The following is a 20242-nucleotide window of genomic DNA, read 5'->3' on the forward strand; positions in this document are numbered from 1 at the left end:
CCAGCCGTTTATTTGTCAGCCGTAACCGATACAAGGTCCTCTGCCGTCTGTGCGGCACCTCTAAGCATTATGTTTATACACACGTCAACGCCTGTTTTTGCAGAACATTACCGCCAATCGTGCATCCTTCGTTCCATTCATGCTGCTGTATCACTTTCCGCCGTTCCGGACTCAAGGGCGCAAAATCGAATTAAGCACTTCCTGTATTTCTTCGACTTCACCCGAAGGCACAAGTATCTCAAACTGCTGCTTGGACGCGCTGATGGCCCGGGCCTGCACCATAAAACCTTCTTCCGACAGTTTGAGCTTAATCATGTCAGCCAGTCTGGCCGTCGGTGCTATATAGATCACCGTCCACATGCCTTGTTTCTACCCCCTAAGCCTCAAGTTTTGAGCCCATATAATAGACTCATGATAACATACCTTACTTTTTTCCCGCAACAAAAGCCCTTCTGCTCGGTCAAGATCGGTCAGAGGGCCCAGAAAATCATTGACTCTGTTTGAACAGGTAAATCAAGTGTCCAATGACGAAGGGTATTGCTTGGCATGCAGGCTACGATGAGCAATGCGCGAAGAAGCGGCAGCAGCCAGTCCGGCGACCAGATCGTCCAGAAATACATGAATACCGCTGCCTTTATGGTTTAGCTGTTCAATGATTCCCGTCTTTTCTTTATCCAGATAGCCGAAGCTGGTCAAGCCAATCATACCATAGACGCTCGTAATCCCAAGGGCCAGTGTCTCGTCCACCCCGTACAGGGGCTCATCTGCCTCCATAATGGCTTGCAGCGGCTGGGGAAGAAGTTTTTTTTCGGCCAGTTCATCCAGCGCAATCCCCGTGAATAGCGTATATTGCACTTCTCGCTTCTGCAAAACTGCCTTTACGCTGTCTACACATTCTTCAATGGTCAACTGGGGGTAATATTTTAGCTGAAGCTGAAAAACAATGTCCGCTATGGACTCAATACTAATGCCTCTGCGAATTAACAAGGATTCTGCGTATTCATAGGACATGATTTCCCTCCCGCCTTCACCATACAGTTCTGTCTTCCACCTTGCGGAACCTCATGATGCTGGATAAGTGCTGGTGTTCCTGTTCCGCCAGTGTTCCAAGTGTATGCGGGAGGGGAGGAAAATGTTCATTAAACTGTTACAATAAGGGCGGATCAGCCTGTAACTATTTTAGTGTGTAATTATTATTTGACTTTCACTGTGCCTGCCCCCAGCATCGACTCCATCCGGTCAAAAAGCTGAGGCGAAGGCTTGATGCTGTAAGCATCACTCAATGCCAGCAAACGCTGGCTGCTCTCATAAAAAAGTACGGTAGGCAATGCACCGGGATGTTCCTGTAGCAGCGCCTTGAGGCTGACCAGCAAGCTGGCGTCCTTCTCGGCCTGGCGGGTGATTTTGACAAACACCCGCTGACGGGCAGTCGGCTCCGAACTACGCGGAGCCGAGGCTTGTTCGCTGGGAGCCGCTCCCGTGGCGTGCGGCGTAGTGCCCGTGGCCGGGCGAGCCGCCGAAACGGGCGGGACCGCTTGCGCCGTCGTAGTCGGCTGCGCAGACGCCCCGGCTGCCGACGGCCTCGACGGCACACCTGGCGTTCCCCCGCCGGGGCTGCCAGCGGCAGAGCCAGCCGCGGCGGACGAACGCGCTCCGGCACGCCGACGCTGGAGAAGCCGCGCCAGCGAATCCTCCGCCAGTGGCGCGGCCTCGTCCGCAAGGAGCTTGAAATGCTCGTCCTGGTGCTGCATTTTGGCACGAAGCGCAAGCAGCGCTCCCTTTTCAATCCACTGGTGGCTTCGCTTCCACACTTCGGGAAACAACACAACCTCACAGCGCTCAATCTGATCCTCCAGCTCGATAAAGGCCATAGCCTTGCCCTGCTTAGTCGTAATCGTCTTGAGCGACACAACCATACCTGCGGTCACGACAACCGCTTCATCCGGCACATCGCCCAATTCCATCAGACGCTCCGCATCGCTGCTTTCCAGCAACGGCTCAAAATCATCCAGCGGATGCCCGGACAGATACAGTCCCAACAACTCACGTTCCAGCTCTAACTGCTGACCTGCACTGAATTTTGGTACTTCGGGATATTCGATATCCCAGTTAGGCATTTCCACAAAACCAAACATATCAATTTGCAAATCGTCACGTTCCTTGCGCCATTTGACCGCTGCATCCACCGTTTCATCCAGCATGGCAAGCAACTGCGCCCGATGACCCGGCAACGAGTCAAAAGCCCCTGCCTGAATGAGCGATTCGATCACTCGCTTATTGCACACCCGCAAATCCACACGGCGACAAAAATCGAGCAAGCTGTCAAAAGGACGCTCCTTGCGAACGGCGAGAATACTTTCCATCGCCTGCGTGCCGACATTTTTAATCGCGGCCAGCCCGAAGCGGATATTACCGTCCTGCAACGGGGTAAACAGCACCCCGCTTTCGTTCACATCAGGCGGCAGAACTGCCATATCCATACGACGGCATTCGACGACATATTCCGCCACTTTCCGGTGGCTACCCATCACCGCTGTCAGCATGGAAGCCATAAACTGCACCGGATAATGGGCTTTGAGATACGCCGTCTGGAACGCCAGCACACCATAAGCAGCCGCATGTGCACGTGGAAATCCATAGTCCGCAAAACGGACGATCATATCATAGACTTTTCCGGCTTCCTCTTCCGTGTAACCCTGCTTGACACTGCCCTCCACAAAATGACCTCGCTCAAGATCCAGCACTTCGCGCTTTTTCTTGGACACGGCGCGACGCAGCAGATCGGCTTCTCCCAGGGAAAAGCCCGCCATACGCGAAGCAATCTGCATGATTTGCTCCTGATACACGATAATGCCGTACGTATCCTTCAAGATGGGCTCCAGATCAGGATGCGGATAATGAACCTCAATCTCCCCATGCTTGGCCTGAATAAAGTTAGGAATGAAGCCCATTGGACCCGGACGATACAAGGCCAATACAGAAATAATATCCTCGAACACACTTGGCTTTAGATCCTTGAGCACCCGGCGTACCCCCGCCGACTCCAGCTGGAACACACCGCCTGTGTCGCCTTTGCCCAGCATGTCATAGGTATATGGGTCATTATCAGGAATGCGGCTAAAATCAGGCGTTTCCCCATGTTCTTCGGTAATCCAACGCGTACAGCGTTCAATAATAGAAAGGGTGCGCAGCCCAAGAAAATCCATTTTCAGCAAACCGATCCGCTCCAGATTTTCCATCGAGTATTGCGTCAGGGGAACCCCTTCACTCCCCTCTTGAAGCGGAACTGCATCGGTCAGCGGAGTCCGCGAAATGACGACACCCGCCGCATGGGTCGAGGCATGACGCGGCATGCCTTCTACTTTAATTGCCATATCCAGCAGCTCGCGCGTCTTGGGCTTGGTTTCATACAGTGTCTTCAGCTCCGGGGTGATCTCAAGCGCATGACGGATATTAATCCCGAGCTGCGCCGGAATCAGCTTGGCCGCCTTGTCCACTTCGCCATACGGTACATTCAACGCACGCCCAACGTCACGCACTGCGGCTCTTGCCGCCAGCGTTCCGAAGGTAATAATCTGCGCTACATGCTCGTTACCGTACTTCTGCACCACATAGTCGATAACCTCATCCCGTCGTTCATCGCTGAAATCAATATCTATATCCGGCATGCTAATCCGTTCAGGATTCAGAAACCGTTCAAACAGCAGGTTATATTTCATGGGATCCACATTCGTGATATTAAGTACATAAGCGACCAGACTGCCCGCCGAGGAACCCCGTCCCGGGCCGGTAGCAATATTATGCTTATGAGCGAAAGCGATAAAATCCCACACGATCAGAAAATAATCACTGAATCCCATGCTGTCAATGGTGTTTAGCTCATAACTGAGCCGCTGCTCCAGCCTTTCCCGTTGCTCCGGTTGTTCCCACGCCAGATCACTCCCATAACGACGCTCCAGCCCTTGCACACACAAACTGCGCAGATAGGACGAAGGAGTCATGTCTTCCGGCAGCGGACGATATTCAGGCAAAATGGATTGCCCAAATTCCAGCTCCAATTCGCATTTTTCAGCAATACGCACTGTATTGTCGATGGCTTCCGCCACATGGGGGAACAAACGAGCCATCTCCTCCTGGCTTTTCAGGTATAACTGACGTGTCGGTATGCGCAAGCGCTCCTCGTCGTCGACCGTCTTGCCAGTTCCAATGCAGATCAGAACGTCTTGTACATCTGCATCCGGCTCGGTCAGGTAATGCACGTCATTCGTCGCTACCAGCTGAATATCCAGCTCCTTCGCTAACGCGATCAACAGAGGATTTACGCGCTTTTGCTCCGACAGACCGTGATCCTGAAGCTCCAGATAAAAATCATCGCCAAAAATGTTGCGGTAGCGTTCCGCCGCCCGCCTTGCCTCGGCTTCCCGGCCATGCAGCAAATGCTGCGGCACTTCACCGCCTAAACATGCGCTCAAGCATATGATGCCTTCATGATGGGCAGCCAGCGCTTCCATGTCGATGCGCGGCTTGTAGTGAAAGCCCTCCAAATGGCCGATAGAGCACAGCTTCATCAGATTTTGATAGCCTGTTTTATTTTTGGCGAGCAAAATTAAATGATATATGGGCTGATCCTTCCGGCTGCCCCGCTCCTTGCGCGAGCCTGCCGTCATATAAGCCTCACACCCGATAATCGGCTTAATGCCGTTCTCCACACACGCTCTATAAAAAGGAATGGCACCATACATAACCCCGTGATCCGTAAGGGCCAGTGCCTTCATTCCATAAGCTGATGCCTGTTTGACCAACTCCGCGGTACGAGCCGCGCCGTCCAGCAGGCTGTACTCGCTATGAACATGCAAATGCACAAATGAACTCATGCGCTTCTCTTCCTTTCACCGCTTGTTTTTCTTCAAACTATTTTATCATATCCACGTTGGTAGCGCCCATACAATAAAAGTACAGACCCGGGCGGACAAGCGCGGTCCTGATTCTTACACCTAAGGAGGAAAAGAGCATGAGCACTTTTATATCCAAAGCGATTCTCGACTTTTTCATTGCCTTCGGCATCGTGCTCGGGGGAGCCATGCTCGGCGGAATGGGAGCTGTGGTATCGCTTCAGCCGCCTACCCAGACGATGCTGGAGGTTGCCGGAAGAATTAAAATATGGGCGCTTGCCGCCGCTGTGGGGGGAACGATGGACCCGATTCGGGTCATTGAGAGCAATATGCTGGATGGTAATTTGTCGCCTGCCATTAAGCAAATATTATATTTGATTTTTGCCTTTTTAGGCGCTCATATGGGTGCAGAGCTGGTCAAATGGGTGTGCGGCAACGCACGGCCATGAGGTGAAAAGACCATGAGAGTGCCCCCCTTTGAGCGCCTGCGCCCTTTTATGCAATTATCCTCCGTGTTCGTGCTGGGCATGATTACCGGAGCGATTGTCTACAATGCCATCTGGCACGCTAGCTTCAATGAGCTGTGGATGAACAATCAGGACCTTCAATTTCAGCTCCAGCAAGCGCAGGAGGACAATAGAACACTGCGCAAATACAGCAAGCGTCAGACTGTTGTCAAGGAAATCAAATTAATCGCCGAAGAAACTTCTGCCGAAAAAATTGACTCTATTAATCTAAAGGAGCTTCTTCGCCGCGTCAGCCGGGATTTGGAGGTGCTGCGAGGCCGGGACATGTTCGAGATTGATTCTGACAGCAAGCTGGTACGCATGTTGCTTCACCAAAAAAAATACACCGTTCGTGACAAGGAGTATACAATCCAGGTCAAAACGATGCTTGTAATGGAAGGTGTGCTGCAAATTTGGCTGGAGGCAAAAGAAAGACTTCCAGAAAGTCATTAAACTGTTCTATTCTGACTCCACTTACCACACACGAATTGACACTAGCCGTGTTCAATGGAATGAAGTGTCATCACCGCTTTGCACACCAATTGATTTTCCCGTGTAATTGCAATTTCCAGCTTGCAGGTGCGGCGGCTCGTTTCCAGCAACAACGGACGAAGGACTATGGCATCCTCGATCTGTACCGGTCGGATAAAATAGGTCGTTAAATTGTCCAGCACATAATCCTTCCCGCTCATGTCTCTGGCCGCCCGGTAGCCCGCTTGTGTCATCACGTTCACCAGCACGCCTTCCGAAATGGTCCCCAGATTGGTCGCCATCTGAGGAATGACGAAGCCACGAAAAAATAATGATCCGTCCTCATCACGCTCCTCGGCAAATCCGTTCCAGATCAGCTGGTCGAACGTCTCGCCAAGCTGAGGCTGCTTTTGGGCGTTGCGCAGTGCATCCAGTACCTCCCGCCGTGTAACGGAACCCAGCAGCTTGCGGTTGCGGTCCACGACCGGTAAATAATCCACACCTTCCCACGCCATCATCTGCGCAGCCGAAGCGAGCGAGGTCTGGTAGGTCACGGTTACCGGATTGCGGATCAGACATTTGTCCATCGTATGCTCGGGTTGAAGTCCCTCCACATCCTTACGGCTGACGATGCCGATCAGACGGTTCCATTCATCCACCACCGCAAAATGGTGGTTTCCAGTCGTCACCGAAAGCTCTTCAAATTCGGTAAGAGTACTGTTGATTTTCAAGGTCTGCGTCTTTGGTTTGCCTGCCGCGATGTCTTCAATCAGCATAATTTTCTTTTTGATCAAGCGGTCGAAAATCGCTCTGTTAATCATAGAGGCCACCGTAAAGGTATCGTGACGCGAGGAAATGATCGGCAAACTGATCTGGTCCGCCAGTTGCTTGACCTCCCGACTCGTCCCGAAGCCGCCTGTAATCAGCACACCAGCTCCCTGCTCCAGCGCAAGGGAGTGCGCATCCTCGCGGTTACCGACGATCAGCAGGCTGCCTGCATCGATGTATCGGGCCATAGCCTCTTCACGCATCGCTCCGATGACATACTTGTGCAAGGGCTTTTCCAGCCCCTCGCTTCCCCCTAGCACATGCCCTTCCACGATATTCACAACATCCGCAAAGGTTAGCTGCTCGGACAACCCGCGCGGACGCTTTTCCACCCGTACCGTCCCGATCCTTTCCTTGGTAATGACGATCCCCAGGTTCTCCGCTTCCTTCACGGCCCGGTAGGCCGTTCCTTCGCTGACGCTCATTTCTTTAGCCAACCTGCGCACAGAAATTTTGGAGCCTATTTTCAACTGCTCGATATGACGCAATAGCTGCTCATGCTTCGTAACCGTTTCATCTAGCCCGTCCAACTCTGTTACACCCCCAACGTTCAATCTGTATCATTCTGTATCTATTATAGCACAAAACCCTGCCTTTTTAGACCCTCGTGAATCACTGAATTTCAAGGCCAGAAATAGCAAAAAGCGATCTCCTTTTTACAGAGACCGCTTTTTAACTATCACGGACAGACAGGATCCTAGCATGCTCATGGCAAGCCGGGAGGAAACCTTTACAGCGTACCGCCTTTATCAGCTTCTTTATCCCATTTCATCTGCCACTGCTGCATTTTGGCCCGCCGCACTCGCTCCAGCGTTTTCCGTTTTTCCTCATCCACGCCAAGCAAAAAGTGCAGATTCGCTCCGATGACAAGCAGAGCAAACAGTACCCAGACAATACCGAAGCCGTTGACCCAGTTCAATCCGCCCGTAAGCGAGATACGCGGCAGCGCAGTAAGCACCATAGCCAGCGCAATCAGTGTGTACAAACCGTGTTTCCATTTTTTAAAAGTACCCAATGTTATCCCTTCCTCTCCCTGTGACTCTATGTATCTAGTCTATGAGAGGGCAGGAAGGAATATGAGACAAACTTACAGAGACGAGCCGTATAAATGCTGCAGGCTGTCTGCAATAATTTTGTTAACGTCCTCGATGATCACACTCAGGCGGCGTTCGGCGTCGAACAGACGGCGGATATTCAGGTTCAGGCTCAGCACCTCGAACAGCTTTTCCATTTTTTCCATCTCTTCCTGTGCCGGCATATCACCGCTCATCATTCGCTGCTGTACTTCCATTTGGCGCTCACGGAAATCGTCGAGCATTTTCTTGGCTTCCGGGTCGGTTTCAATCAGCTTCATCGCTGACGTAATTTCCTCCACCTCTTTGCTTTCCTTCAACGCTTTTGCCAAATCATGGGCTTTGTCATAGATATTCATATTCGTTGTTTCCTCCAATTCAAATAATAGTGCAAACATTTCACATTGTCCGTCAATCACCAAGGGATATATGTCCTCATATGATGAATCAGTGCTATTACAGCCCCTTCACGTTTCCCGTTACTTTTAAGACATCAAGTTGCTGCCTGGAAGGAGATCCACGATGTCCATCAAAAAAACAACGATTCAAATCATCGGATCGGGCATCTTGCAGGATGACGTACTCATGGTCGGCGAGTCCTTGCTTCGCAAATGGAAAATATCCGCAGGACACCCCGTACAGCTGGCCTTCGGTTCGTTCCGCCAGCAGGTTACCGTCATATCGGTACCCCGTTACAGGGGTCTGCGTGTGGGAAGCGTGCTGGCCCGCAAAATGGGACTTCATTCCAATTGTGAGCTGCGAGTAACCTACAGCCGAGGACGCCGGACACTTCGAGTGGGCCCACTTATTAGCGTGCTGGTCAGTCGGGACTATCCCGAACAGCCCGACAAGCCTTTCGGGTCGATCACCCTGTTCTGCCGTGAACTGATCGGGGAATGCCGCAGACAAGGAGCATATGTGTATTTTTTCACCCCGGAGCATATTGGAAATCAGCCCGGACGCGTTCAGGGATGGGTTTATGACGGAGGCTGGAAAAAGACAGTCATGCCCGCCGGGGATGTCGTCAATAACCGGCTCACCTCTCGTAAACTCGAGAACAGAACTAGCGTACAGCATTTTATGAAAGAAGTAAAATCACAGTACGGCACGGCCATTTTTAATGAAAAGTTTCTCGATAAAAATGAAGTGTTCGACGCGCTTAAATCCAATTCATCCCTGCGCAAGTATTTACCCGAGTCCCACTTGTTACAAACCTTTGCGGTCTTCAAAAAAATGTGCCACCAGTACCCCACCGTTTTTCTCAAGCCTGTGCGGGGAAGTCTGGGCAAAGGCATTATGCGCATTACGAAGCAAGCCGATGGCACCTTTTGCGTACTGTCCACCACCGCCGGCACACCACGAAAGCAAATGTATCCGAACATCGAAAAGCTGTACAAAGGCTTGGCAGGAAAAATGAAAACGACGCGCTTCCAGCTCCAGCAGGGCCTTACCCTGATTGATCACGGCAAGCGTCCGGTTGACTTTCGTGCGCTTGTGCAGAAAAACGCCTCTGGCGCATGGACCGTGACCTCCATCGTCGCCCGGATTGCCGGGGGCAGCCATTTTGTGTCCAATCTGGCACGAGGTGGCACGCTGAGCACGGTCAAGGAGGCATTGGTCAAAACCACGCTGCCTGCCTTAGTCAAGTCGAACGGACAGACTCATCTGAAAACAGCTGCGCTCGAAATTGCAAACGGCGTTGAGAAGGCGATTCCAGCCCATTTCGCGGAATTTGGCATTGATCTGGCGATTGACAGCACGGGACATATCTGGTTGCTGGAGGTCAACTCCAAACCTTCGAAAAATGACAATACGCCGTTAAATGATCAGAAAACCCGACCGTCTGTGAAGAAAATGATTGAATATTGCTGTTATTCAGCCGGATTCAAATAAATCGTCTCTTAACGGAATCCGGCTGCCAAAGGAGGCTGTTATCGGTGTCTCTTGTCGTACCAGACACGCTGGGCGTGCTCGTCAGCCGGAATCAGGCGGCGATTCCCCCGATTACCGAAGCGGAGTTTTGCCGCAGGCTAAGTCTGTTGGGCAGGCGCTCCGGACTTAACGTAATGGCGTTTACCGCCGAAGGAATTTCGCCCGAAGATCACTCCATACGAGGTTATACCTATCGCGATGGAGTATGGACATCCGGCCGATTCCCTTTGCCGGATATTGTGTATAATCGCTGTTTCCATGCCCACGGTAGCCAGAGCGCCGGGCACGCACTGGAGCATATAGCAGAGCAGGAATCACGCAAGCTCATCTACTGGTCACGTAACTTGCCCGGCAAATGGCAGGTATATCGTGCGCTGCACGCAATAGATGAAGTGCGTCCCTTTGTGCCGCCTACGGCGCCTTACCGGGGCACGGCTCAGCTTGTGGAATGGCTGCATCGCCATTCGGCGCTATTTATGAAGCCCCAGGCCGGATCGCACGGCAAGGGCACGTTGTATCTACGACTATCGGACGGAGACACCGTACTGCTCGTGCAGGGCAGAGACTCCCGAAACCGTCCGTTCCGGCGCCAGTTTTCCGAGCTAAATGCCGGATTATCATGGGTCGACGGGATTGCACGCAGACGATCCTATATCGTGCAGCCTTATTTGAAATTAACGAGCCAAAGCGGTCATCCCTTTGATGTCCGCGCGCTCATGCAAAAGGACGGCAACGGCTGCTGGCGACTGACGGGCTTTGCCGTGAGAGAAGGCAGGAAAGGAACCCTGACTTCCAATCTGCACGGAGGGGGTGAAGCCCATCCAGCAGAGTCTTACCTTCGTGAACAATATGGCGCGGACAGCACGCGTCTCATCATCGGGCAGATGATGGCGCTGTCCCTAACCATTACCGGGGCGCTGGAGGAACGATACGGCCGCCTTGGCGAGCTGGGAATTGATTACGGTATTGACCGGAGCGGGAACATCTGGCTATTGGAGGTTAATTCCCGGCCGGGTCGGGCCTCCTTCTTTCAGACCCGTCAGCCAGAGTGCGCTTACCGGTCAGTCAACCGCCCGCTCGAATATGCCCGGTATTTAATGACTCATTCGAAACCGACGGGGTCAAAGGGCGCGGGCGCCTCCCTTGAACATACGGTATAGGAGGATAAACAGATGAGTTTAACGCATTGCAATGTGCATTTCTCACAGCAGCCCGACAAGGTGGCGTATATATCCACTTCCTTGTTGAAAAGCCTTAAATTATCCGGAACCAAGTCCATTCGTCTGCGGCTCGGCAAGGATCAGATTCCCGCGACGATTAAACCGATCCAGAAGGCAGGACGTCATCTATACCTGACCTCGGGCTTGCGTAATGCGATCCGTGTTCCCAAAAGCGGGTCCATCTATTTACGAAATCAGGACGGGGATGTGCAGCTCGGGCCGCTGATCGGCGTGCTGTCTGACGGCAATACCTCCACTACCCGCCCTTTTAGTTCACGTACAGGTTTTATTAAGCAACTGCTGAAAGAAGGCAGCAAGAAATCTTATATTTTCGCCTTCACCCCTCGGGATATCAACTGGCAAAATGATACAATTAACGGCTATTTTCTGTCCTCGGGTGGGGATTTCACACGTAAAACCGTACCCCTGCCGGACGTGATTTATAATCGGCTGCCGAGCCGCCGCTCTGATTTTTCCCCGGCGATCAATCAGTTGCGCGAGCGCTTTTCCCGCAAAAAGATTCCCTTCTTCAACTGGAGCTTCTTCAACAAATCGGATATTTATCATCTACTGGAAAATAACCCGGAGGTCAACCGTTATGTCCCCGAATCGTATACGAACCCCAGCTCAGAGCGTATCCGGGGCATGCTGGACCGTCACCAATTTGCTTATTACAAGCCAAGCGGGGGCAGTCTCGGCAAAGGAATTTACCGTCTCTCCCATGTTCCGAAGCAAGGTTATTATGTGAGGTACCGAAAGAAAAAAAGCAATGTATTGCTACGCTTCACCTCTTTTAACTCCATGCTTCGTATGCTTCAATCCAATCAGGGCCAGTCGTTGAAGGGCTACGTCATTCAGCAGGGCATTCAACTGATTGAGATTGACAATTGCCCAATTGATTTCCGGTTTCATATGCACAAGAACGGCAATAACCAGTGGGTTGTCGTCGGAATTGGAGCCAAAAAGTCTGGACGCGGCAGTGTTACAACTCATATTAAAAACGGCGGTTCCCTTATGACACCGGAGCAGGCGCTGAATCGGGTATTCGGAGACCGGGCAGGCGAGGTACTTCAGCATGCCAAGAACGTCGCAGTTACGCTCGCAGAAGCTATCGAGCACCATCATCATCATCTGCTGGGTGAAATCGGGTTTGATCTGGGCATTGACCAACAAGAAAAGGTGTGGATGTTCGAAGCCAACTCCAAGCCGGGGCGATCTATTTTTCAGCATCCATCGTTGCGTGCGGAGGGTAAAGCATCCGTGGAGCATATTTTGGACCACTGTCTTTACCTCAGTAAATTCCGCAGAAAAGAGGAACTATGAATACCCGGGCGGAGCATAAACCAGTCGTTGCTGTATTGACCGTGCACGATCAAGGACAATTTTTCAAGGGCAATCAGCGCAATTTCAGGGATATTCTTGAAACAGGGACACGAATGGGCTACCAGGTGTACATCGTTACTGTCAAGGATCTGCAGCTGGCATCCGAAACGGTCAAGGGCTATATTTTCAACAAAAGCTCAGAGACGTGGGAGGAACGGGACTTTCCACAGCCACAGGTCATCTATAATCGCATTCCTAACCGCAGCTTTGAACTGAAAACCTCTGTGCGTACCAAACTGGATGAAATTTTGCATGCCTCAGGTGTTGAGCTGTACAATCCGGGTTTTTTTAACAAATGGGAGCTGTTCAAATGGCTGCGCGCCTCGGAATCCACCCGTCATCTCGTTCCGGCGACCAAACGGTTAGGCAACTTGTCTTCTCTGGGGAAAATGCTGTCCACCTATCCGTACCTGTATCTCAAGCCTGAGAACGGCAAAGCCGGAAAAGGGATTATGATTCTTAAATATCGGTCGAACCATCTAATGCCTTACAGGCTGACGATCCAGCATGACAAAAAAAGCGTAACCTACAGGTCGGTGTCATTGTCCCGACTGTGGGGGCGCATCCGCCGGGAAGCGGGTGCGTCACCTTATATCATCCAGCAAGGCATCGAGCTGGCTACTTATCAGAAAAAGCCGTTCGACCTGCGGATCCTGGTGCAAAAAAACGCCCGCGGCTCATGGAGCATTACCGGAGTTGGTGCAAGATTGGCAGGCAAAGGGAGTATTACGACACATGTTCCGCGCGGCGGAAGTGTGGAGGACCCGTTCAAGCTGCTGTCTGCGTTGCTTGGGCCTGAAAGCAGCACGGTCCTGCTGAACAAGATCAAAAGCACGGCCATTCAGATCGCACGCCAAATTGAACGCGGCTCCGGCCTTTCCCATGGGGAAATGTCTATGGATTTGGGGGTGGATACGCTCGGTATTCCCTGGTTTTTTGAAGCCAACGCCAAGCCCATGAAATTCGACGAGCCGGAAATTCGTCAAAAATCGCTGAGACGCATATTCCAATACAGCTCCTATTTGGCCGGACGAATGAAATTATGAGTCAAGGAAGTGGAATCATGCCGCAAATTAGCAATGTTCAACATTTGCCTGCCCGGAGCTGGCTGCTGAGACGACGGCAACTGCTATTTCTGGCCCGAAGCTCGGGCGGCATGCGCATTACTCGCAATGCCTTGCGGCAGCTGGCCGTTTTAACGCCGGAGCAATTAAAATCCCCCGGCTCCTCCCTCCTGTGCGCTTATCTGCGCACAGAGCAAGGGCTGCGGATTGCGGGATTTTGCCTCGCTCTGAATTACGGTGAAGATGCGTGCATCGTGATCGTTCGTCCGCTTTACCGGGGCCGCAGACTGGGCGCTAGACTGCTGTCCGCCCAGCTCAAACAGCTGCGTCGCCTGACGTGCAGCGTGGCCGCCGACAATATGGCCAGTCTCAAAACCTGCTTTCGCGCAGGACTTGTTGCGCATGAAATGACGACTGGACCGACCGGAAAGCCAACCCTCGTATTTCGCGGAGAGCTGTCCGAAGATGAGCAGACGGCAGAGGAAGGTGGAATGCTGTGCCAAAACCTGTCCTAGGCATCATGGCCTTGTATTTGAACAACAAAAAGCAATTGGAGGAACGCGCCATATATGAGCGCATGATTACAGAGGGTAAAAGACTGGGGCTGGATATGTATGTATTCACTCCCGCCGATGTCCATAAGGAACGCAAGTTGCTCCTTGCCCAAATGTATGATCCGCACAGCGGAAAATGGACCCTGAAATGGCGGGAATTCCCGGATATGATTTTCGACCGTTGCCGGGTACAGCGCAGTGAACGATATCGTCAGTTGCAGGAATTTCGGGTGCAATATACAGATCTCGTATATTTAAACCGACCACTGAGTAACAAATGGGCCATTCATCAGCAGCTTGCGAGAAAGTCTGCCTTCCGATCGCATCTCCCTGAAACGGAGCCGTTCACAGGATTTCATAGTGTAAGGCGGATGCTCCGAAAGAATTCATTGGTCTACCTCAAGCCGATTAACGGCACCGGTGGACGCGGAATTTTACGCATTGAGCCTGTTAACAAGCAGGGCGGCCTGTATCTGATCGAGGGCCGCAATCGCAAACGTCATATTATTCCTCAACAGCGGGTGCGTCTGGACCGTCTGGAGCCACGTTTAAGCAATTGGAACATGAATAATTACATTGTTCAGGAAGGGATTCCTGTACAACTGCCGAATGGCAGAGTTCATGATTACCGCATGCTGGTGCAAAAAAATGGTCAGGGGACATGGGAGTTAACCGGATGTGCAGGGCGGATCGGGGCACATCGGAGCGTTACTTCCAATCTGCATGGCGGAGGCAAGGCGGTACCGATGAATCAACTGCTGACACAATGGATTCGTGATGAAAAACAGAGAGAGAGAATCATCAAGCAGGGGGAAAAGCTCGGACTGGATATCGCCGCTTATCTGGAGGAAAGCTATGGGGCATTGTGCGAGCTTGCGCTCGATTTAGCGATCAACAAGGACGGTCGCATTTATGTACTGGAGGTCAATCCGAAGCCAGCACGCGAGGTATTTGCACGTATTGGTGAAAAAGAAACCTACCGCCGCTCTATCGCCAAGCCCATGGAATACGCCTTATGGATCTATCATACGCAAATTAACCCAAAACCTCTGACGGACCACAACACAGAAAGCACAACTGAGAATAAAGCAAAGGAAGGCTCCGCGTAAAAGCGGCCGCCTTCCTTGTTTTATCATTTATTCGACTAACCTCGAATGTTTTTTATATGGGTACGTCAAACATTTCTATTACCAGTAACCTGTACTTCGTAGCTACTCGGCGTTTTTATAAAGTGTGAGCAGCTGCGTGAAATCCGTAATAATCGCATCGGAACCCTTCAACTCGTCGTTTACACCAAATCCAGCATAGGCGCAGCCGATGACTGTTTGTCCGTTCTTTTTGCCTGCCTCCACATCGGAAGAACGATCACCTACCATCCATACGTTTGAAATCCCGTGCTTGCCCAACAAAATCTCCAGCAAATTCACTTTGGAAAGTGTGCTGTATTCACCAGCGCTATACAGTCCTTCAAAAATCGGGACCATTTCATATGCAGCCGCTATCCCTTTTACATAATCCTCCAGCCCGTTACTGGCTACGAACAACCGAACACCCTGCTCGTGGAGGGTCTGGAGTGTTTCTTTTACATGTGGATACAGGGCATGACTTCCGTTCTTCAATCCCTCCAGCTCCAACTGGAGCAGCAGCTCGTCCGCTCTTCTGTGGGCCGCTTCGCTGGCTTCCGGCATTACTCTTCTCCAGATTTCATCCAGCAGCATACCCAAACTATTCAAAATAAGCTCCTCGGGCGGCGTCTCTCCTTCAAAAAGCCCTTCGGCACGCAGCGTATCAAACAGCTTGTGGTACGCAGGAAGCAGCAGCGTCTCCGTCTGAAAAAGTGTACCGTCCATATCAAATACCATAGCCTCAGGTTTCTTCAACACAGGTGCATTGTTCATGTAGTTGTCAGTCATTCCTTTCCTATGTAGGTTTACAGTTCCGACCCCTCTCATGATAAGCAATAAGAGAGGTCCGTGTAAACCTCATTGCGCATACCGTTAACTCTTATATTTTTTCAAAACAGCCCTGAAACAATGCAAACCGCCCCACAAATCCGTATGCAAGGCGTCCGGCGGAAGGTTGAGATCAACGTCGCTCCAGTACGAAAACCCCGTCTGACTCATCCATTGCTCCATCGCGGACAGATTAACCGTAGGGTAATCAAAGGTCAGCAGTAGCATCCCGTCATCCCGCAAAGTCCGGTGAAATTCATACAGGGCAGCTAACGAGTCATCAGGGGTTAGATGCTCCAGTACTGATATACATACAATTTTGTCAAAACTGGCCGCCTCATAAGGCAAGGCGGTTAAATTAGCATGCGCAGAGTGAAGACGAATCGGTAAAATTTCCTGAACACGCTCGGCAGCCTCCTCTCCGATATCCCGGCGCACCTCGGCCAATATGGCATCCACGGAAACGATCCTCATATCCAGATCGCAGGCATAGGCCTGAGTGCAGCGCCGGGCCAGCTCAAACTTGAACGGATGCGGAATACCACATGCCGCGTCAAGCACCGTATCCTGCCCGGACATAAAGTGCAGACACCACTCATACTCATAGGGACGACTCCACCAGCTTTGGGGCAGCCTGTAGATCAGGCTGGAGGTATGGGGGTCAGAATGCACGAAAAAACGGGAGAGGTACGGATCAGCAGCGTTCATGGATATAGCCCCCTTTTTTTAAATGAAAGGTGAAACGGTATGGGTCAGACCATATATTCCCCCAGCCAGTTCAGATCGCCTTTGCCACACAGCATAGCTCATGACCCCGTTTCTCACCTTGAAGTTTGGCCAACAGTCCCATCCGCTCCGTGAAAGTAAGCTCGCCATACAAGGGATGCACCTCTATCAAGGCGTCCAGACCGGAAGGAAGCTGACGGGTGAACAGGGCCACAGGGCGCAGACCGGACTGCGCCAGCAAACGTGTCAGCGTGTGCTCTGAATAATGATACAAATGATCTTCCTCGGTAAATAAAGGCGAGTGAGCACCGTAAGCCTCATTTGTAAACGAGTTTTTGTTGGGTACTGTAATGTATAACGTTCCATCCGGTTGAAGCTGCTCGCGTAAATCCGTTAAAAATGCTACGGGGTCTGCAATATGCTCCAGCACATGCCAGCATGCAACGGCCTCATATTCATGATCCAGGGATAAGGCAGTATCTCCCTCTGTTTCTGGCGCTTCATTCGCCGCTTCTTCTTCTGTTTCTGTTTCTGTTTCTGTTTCTGTCTCTGTATCGCCTCCATTCCAGTAACCCGGCAGCAGATCCACGTCATATTTGTATTTGGCATATGCGCGCGAGTCTATGGAAGGCTCAATGCCCACAGCATTCCATCCACTCTGAAGGGCAGCATGAATAAATTCTCCCGTACCTGATCCAATTTCCAGCAAATTCCCTTTACCGGGACTGAACATATCCAGCAGCATGAGTCCGAAAAGAGCATGGTCCCCGTAGGTCGAAGCGGCTGCACTATCGCGCATGGCGACCCATTTGACGTTATAAATATCTGCGATCATATCCTCAGGCTGTATCCGATCCACATCATTGCGAAAAATAAGCCCACATGAGCCACATCCTATCAATGTAAAATGTTCATACCGATGAAACACCGCCGTATTGGACGAGCCGCACAGTTTGCATGCCATGCCCTGTTCTTCTCCTTTCCCTTCTCTATAAAGTGCGCCCTCTATTTCGCCTTTGGTAAGCGTACGGGAGCCAATAATAGCATGAACACCGGCAATCTTGGCGACAGCACTCGTGTTGACAGGTTTCGTAGGGGTAATAACTTCATGAGCAGGAGCAGTTTCAACAGGGTTGGCAGCGTTAGCCATTTGAACAGCTTCAACAGTATGAATTGCTTCAATTTTATTCTCAGCAGTCGTATCCTCGATATTCATGCCCGTGTTCACATCGGATTTTACGCTGGCAGTGTCTCCGGACTCAGCCTCATGTTTATTGTTCACATCATCCCGGCCCGGGTCTATCCAGAGACTGAGATGGGGAGTTGGGTCCAATATGGACTCATATTGTTCCTTCCACCCATAGCGGGCATCCGGGTCCAGTTGTTGATAGCGTTCATATTTGGATGTGCGAATAGCTGGTGTATACCAGCCCCAGTGCTGGATACGATAGTCGCTAATTTCACTGGGAAGCTCAAGCACATTATCGGGAAATCTCCCGCAATGCAAATATTGCTCTTTCCATTTATAAGGAAATCCATCCCGATACCGAGTTAAAAAGGGACGGTAATAACGATGAGCCTGCCAGTAATCATCATCACGGTAATGCGTGGGAGACCACATATCAAACAGCCTGAAACAAAGGGTATCGGCTTTCGTTCCGGCTAATAAAGCATGCACAGCTTGAGCAAATCGGGATTCAAATATTTCGTCAGCATCCATGTTTAAAATCCATTCCGGGGAAGATGCCAGCGTCTCTCTCCATTGCTGTTTTCGCAGCTCCACTTCATTCGTGAAGGAGGCCCTCTCATTACGGATCAAACGCAGTGGAATCCCTTTTAGCAGATCCCGGCACAATTCACCGCTATCATCACGGCTGCCATCATCAATAATGACCGCTTCATCAATATATTCCCGATGACTTCGAAGCACTTCTGCAAGCTTGCGATCTGCCTCATTGCATACCGTCATGCTCAGTGTCAATTTGGGCCTGGAGACAGGCGGAGCATGAAGCTCACTATGTTGTGGACCGGAGAAAGCTGGTGGCACAACAAAAGAATCCGCAGCATGCTTTGCAAAGACAACAGACTCACGGAGATCTGGTGGAATGGTGATTTCAGGGGATTTAGAGGCAGTATTGGATGGAGAATTTTCTGAAATATTTGAATTTTCAGGAGTGAGTGAAGCTTTTTGATCGTCCGTATTAGCTGTGTCCTGCGTAATAATTCCATTCAGAGTCAGTAGCAGTTGTTCTGCCTTGATGCGGTCCGCTTCGCGGTACAAGTGCATGGCCGGGTAATGTGTATCCACAAAAAGCGAAAACCCGTACGCCGCCGCCCGGATACAAAAATGTCGATCCTCTCCCCAAAAGGAAACGTTCGGGATTTTTCCAAAATGAATTCCGGCTTCCAGCGCCCGTCTGCGAATTAAGGTACAAGCACCCAGACCGCCTACTTCGTATAAACCGGGAACATGCAACTGATGTATAAAATGAAGCTCGCGATGCGCCCGCTCTTCTGCCGACAGCACTTCACCTTCTTCACGATGGAACAGATTGTATTCATCACTAACCCACACTTGAGGCAATAATGCCCCGTCAGGCTGCCAGCGTGTCCAGAAAATCTCAGATACGATATCCTTCTCTGTCTCGACCAGTCTGCATAAAGTACGGGAATGGAGAACCAGGTCTGAATCGACCAAAAATAGCGCGTCGTAATGATGCTGAAGCGCGTAGTCAATGAGACGATTTTTGAACCCGGCCACTTTCCAGACGAGGGAAGGGGGCCAATAATGGGTGTGCTCATTGCTTCGGTTCTCGTATTGCTGCAAGCCTGACAGCGGGGGCAAAACACGCCCCGGAAGCCGGTCCGCAAAATCAGTCAGCCATTGGCTTGAGGCCGGATTGTCATTATCATCCACGAACAAATAATCCGGCAGCACATCGGGTGCTTCCAGCCGCTCCAAAGCCTGAAGAAATAAAACTAATATTTCGGGCTTTTGATGCACCGGGCTGCCGATTAATATACGCATGAGTCGACGCCTCCCATCAGGCGGAAGCCTCATAACCGTTCCTCCTGCTTGCTTTGACGCATACGCTAATTGCGATTAAGCGATAAGGAAGTGAGCGTGATATGAATGGACTTACACCTGGAAATATCGATGAAAACAACATCAATGCACTGCTTGCCTGCATCGCCTTTCAAGAGCTGTCATTAAGTCACTTGATTAATGCTGAGGGTGAAAAAATACAATATGCCGTCGGGACCCTTCCCGGCCTCACACCTCCCGCAGGAAGCATAGCCGAACTGCTGGAAGTAAATAACAGCGTACAATCGGTTTTGAATTGTACGTTTTTAAACGAGCTTGCCCTGCTGGCTCAGCTCCAGTGCCTGCTCAATCCGCCAGGCATTACCGGGGCAACCTGTTGTTTTCCGTTTGGAAGCACAGGGCCTACGGGGGCTACAGGTGACACCGGAGCTACTGGAGTTACGGGAGTTACGGGAGCGACAGGCGCCACAGGCACTGCGGGCGCTACCGGGGCTACTGGGCCTACCGGAGCCACAGGCACCGCGGGGGCGACAGGACCTACCGGAGCCACGGGCACCGCGGGCGCTACTGGGCCTACCGGAGCTACAGGCAACAC

The 20242-nt window shown here is 51.4% G+C and carries 18 protein-coding genes; 9 read left to right on the forward strand and 9 right to left on the reverse strand.

Translation table 11 applies throughout. From position 1 onward, the window contains the following. Positions 1-171 precede the first annotated feature (171 nt). From ACWXW9_RS23850 to ACWXW9_RS23860, 3 genes are all read right to left on the reverse strand, one after another. Entirely contained in the window at positions 172-360 is a 189-nt protein-coding gene (locus tag ACWXW9_RS23850; RefSeq protein ID WP_013309585.1) for a hypothetical protein, read from the reverse strand. 153 nt (positions 361-513) lie between these two features. Continuing rightward, entirely contained in the window at positions 514-1011 is a 498-nt protein-coding gene (locus ACWXW9_RS23855) for a phosphatidylglycerophosphatase A family protein (protein WP_149095369.1), read from the reverse strand. A gap of 182 nt (positions 1012-1193) precedes the next feature. Next, entirely contained in the window at positions 1194-4874 is a 3681-nt protein-coding gene (locus ACWXW9_RS23860) for a DNA polymerase III subunit alpha (RefSeq protein WP_494931470.1), read from the reverse strand. Between the two features lie 137 nt (positions 4875-5011). Between ACWXW9_RS23860 and ACWXW9_RS23865 the strand changes: the two genes are divergently transcribed. Together ACWXW9_RS23865 and ACWXW9_RS23870 are read left to right on the forward strand one after the other, a co-directional pair. Further along, complete coding sequence (locus tag ACWXW9_RS23865) at positions 5012-5341, forward strand: YtrH family sporulation protein (protein WP_134910430.1); 330 nt, start codon at positions 5012-5014, stop codon at positions 5339-5341. 12 nt (positions 5342-5353) lie between these two features. Beyond that, positions 5354-5851, forward strand: a complete 498-nt coding sequence (locus tag ACWXW9_RS23870) for a sporulation membrane protein YtrI (protein ID WP_134910431.1) — start codon at positions 5354-5356, stop codon at positions 5849-5851. A gap of 41 nt (positions 5852-5892) precedes the next feature. On the opposite strand, the gene ACWXW9_RS23875 is transcribed toward ACWXW9_RS23870, so the two are convergent. The 3 genes from ACWXW9_RS23875 to ACWXW9_RS23885 form a co-directional block, all read right to left on the reverse strand. Continuing rightward, positions 5893-7227: a DRTGG domain-containing protein gene (locus ACWXW9_RS23875; RefSeq protein ID WP_192512197.1), complete on the reverse strand. Its 1335-nt coding sequence runs from the start codon at positions 7225-7227 to the stop codon at positions 5893-5895. A 200-nt stretch (positions 7228-7427) separates the two neighbouring features. Further along, on the reverse strand, positions 7428-7712 hold the full coding sequence (locus ACWXW9_RS23880; RefSeq protein WP_134910432.1) for a hypothetical protein: 285 nt from the start codon (positions 7710-7712) through the stop codon (positions 7428-7430). Positions 7713-7784: 72 nt separating this feature from the next. Continuing rightward, positions 7785-8129, reverse strand: coding sequence for a YlbF/YmcA family competence regulator (locus tag ACWXW9_RS23885; RefSeq protein ID WP_025685398.1), 345 nt, complete (start codon positions 8127-8129; stop codon positions 7785-7787). 163 nt (positions 8130-8292) lie between these two features. On the opposite strand from ACWXW9_RS23885, the gene ACWXW9_RS23890 reads away from it, so the two are divergent. From ACWXW9_RS23890 to ACWXW9_RS23915, 6 genes are read left to right on the forward strand one after another with little or no spacing between them, the layout of a single operon-like run. Beyond that, on the forward strand, positions 8293-9663 hold the full coding sequence (locus ACWXW9_RS23890; protein ID WP_494931471.1) for a YheC/YheD family endospore coat-associated protein: 1371 nt from the start codon (positions 8293-8295) through the stop codon (positions 9661-9663). Positions 9664-9707: 44 nt separating this feature from the next. After that, positions 9708-10862 (forward strand): YheC/YheD family endospore coat-associated protein, encoded by a 1155-nt coding sequence (locus ACWXW9_RS23895; RefSeq protein WP_494931472.1) that lies wholly within the window; start codon positions 9708-9710, stop codon positions 10860-10862. A gap of 12 nt (positions 10863-10874) precedes the next feature. Beyond that, the gene (locus tag ACWXW9_RS23900) at positions 10875-12245 is read left to right on the forward strand and encodes a YheC/YheD family endospore coat-associated protein (protein WP_494931473.1); all 1371 of its coding nucleotides are present in this window, start codon (positions 10875-10877) and stop codon (positions 12243-12245) included. Further along, complete coding sequence (locus ACWXW9_RS23905) at positions 12242-13351, forward strand: YheC/YheD family endospore coat-associated protein (RefSeq protein ID WP_494931474.1); 1110 nt, start codon at positions 12242-12244, stop codon at positions 13349-13351. The genes ACWXW9_RS23900 and ACWXW9_RS23905 overlap by 4 nt, the downstream gene beginning before the upstream one ends. 17 nt (positions 13352-13368) lie before the next feature. Continuing rightward, the gene (locus ACWXW9_RS23910; RefSeq protein ID WP_192512193.1) at positions 13369-13884 is read left to right on the forward strand and encodes a GNAT family N-acetyltransferase; all 516 of its coding nucleotides are present in this window, start codon (positions 13369-13371) and stop codon (positions 13882-13884) included. Further along, positions 13866-15032 (forward strand): YheC/YheD family endospore coat-associated protein, encoded by a 1167-nt coding sequence (locus ACWXW9_RS23915; protein ID WP_494931475.1) that lies wholly within the window; start codon positions 13866-13868, stop codon positions 15030-15032. Before ACWXW9_RS23910 ends, ACWXW9_RS23915 begins: the two co-directional genes overlap by 19 nt. A 102-nt stretch (positions 15033-15134) precedes the next feature. Here the strand turns inward: ACWXW9_RS23915 and ACWXW9_RS23920 are convergent, their stop codons facing one another. From ACWXW9_RS23920 to ACWXW9_RS23930, 3 genes are all read right to left on the reverse strand, one after another. After that, on the reverse strand, positions 15135-15836 hold the full coding sequence (locus ACWXW9_RS23920) for an HAD family hydrolase (protein WP_494931476.1): 702 nt from the start codon (positions 15834-15836) through the stop codon (positions 15135-15137). A gap of 84 nt (positions 15837-15920) precedes the next feature. Further along, positions 15921-16583, reverse strand: coding sequence for a class I SAM-dependent methyltransferase (locus tag ACWXW9_RS23925; protein ID WP_494931477.1), 663 nt, complete (start codon positions 16581-16583; stop codon positions 15921-15923). Between the two features lie 70 nt (positions 16584-16653). Further along, positions 16654-19629 carry a methyltransferase domain-containing protein gene (locus tag ACWXW9_RS23930; RefSeq protein ID WP_494931478.1) on the reverse strand — a complete coding sequence of 992 codons (2976 nt, stop codon included), beginning with the start codon at positions 19627-19629 and terminating at the stop codon, positions 16654-16656. Between the two features lie 101 nt (positions 19630-19730). Between ACWXW9_RS23930 and ACWXW9_RS23935 the strand changes: the two genes are divergently transcribed. Further along, a partial coding sequence (locus ACWXW9_RS23935; RefSeq protein ID WP_494931479.1) for an alpha-helical endospore appendage domain-containing protein occupies positions 19731-20242 on the forward strand: 512 nt, incomplete at its 3' end.

It is taken from the genome of Paenibacillus sp. LT-B23 (assembly GCF_059417685.1).

What these genes read in the sequence shown, in the direction of transcription:
- ACWXW9_RS23910 (WP_192512193.1), top strand. Translation starts at nt 13,369, where the DNA reads ATGCCGCAAATTAGCAATGTTCAACATTTGCCTGCCCGGAGCTGGCTG.
- ACWXW9_RS23855 (WP_149095369.1), bottom strand. Translation starts at nt 1,011, where the DNA reads ATGTCCTATGAATACGCAGAATCCTTGTTAATTCGCAGAGGCATTAGT.
- ACWXW9_RS23900 (WP_494931473.1), top strand. Translation starts at nt 10,875, where the DNA reads ATGAGTTTAACGCATTGCAATGTGCATTTCTCACAGCAGCCCGACAAG.
- ACWXW9_RS23870 (WP_134910431.1), top strand. Translation starts at nt 5,354, where the DNA reads ATGAGAGTGCCCCCCTTTGAGCGCCTGCGCCCTTTTATGCAATTATCC.
- ACWXW9_RS23925 (WP_494931477.1), bottom strand. Translation starts at nt 16,583, where the DNA reads ATGAACGCTGCTGATCCGTACCTCTCCCGTTTTTTCGTGCATTCTGAC.
- ACWXW9_RS23905 (WP_494931474.1), top strand. Translation starts at nt 12,242, where the DNA reads ATGAATACCCGGGCGGAGCATAAACCAGTCGTTGCTGTATTGACCGTG.
- ACWXW9_RS23865 (WP_134910430.1), top strand. Translation starts at nt 5,012, where the DNA reads ATGAGCACTTTTATATCCAAAGCGATTCTCGACTTTTTCATTGCCTTC.
- ACWXW9_RS23930 (WP_494931478.1), bottom strand. Translation starts at nt 19,629, where the DNA reads ATGCGTATATTAATCGGCAGCCCGGTGCATCAAAAGCCCGAAATATTA.
- ACWXW9_RS23890 (WP_494931471.1), top strand. Translation starts at nt 8,293, where the DNA reads ATGTCCATCAAAAAAACAACGATTCAAATCATCGGATCGGGCATCTTG.
- ACWXW9_RS23850 (WP_013309585.1), bottom strand. Translation starts at nt 360, where the DNA reads ATGTGGACGGTGATCTATATAGCACCGACGGCCAGACTGGCTGACATG.
- ACWXW9_RS23860 (WP_494931470.1), bottom strand. Translation starts at nt 4,874, where the DNA reads ATGAGTTCATTTGTGCATTTGCATGTTCATAGCGAGTACAGCCTGCTG.
- ACWXW9_RS23920 (WP_494931476.1), bottom strand. Translation starts at nt 15,836, where the DNA reads ATGACTGACAACTACATGAACAATGCACCTGTGTTGAAGAAACCTGAG.
- ACWXW9_RS23885 (WP_025685398.1), bottom strand. Translation starts at nt 8,129, where the DNA reads ATGAATATCTATGACAAAGCCCATGATTTGGCAAAAGCGTTGAAGGAA.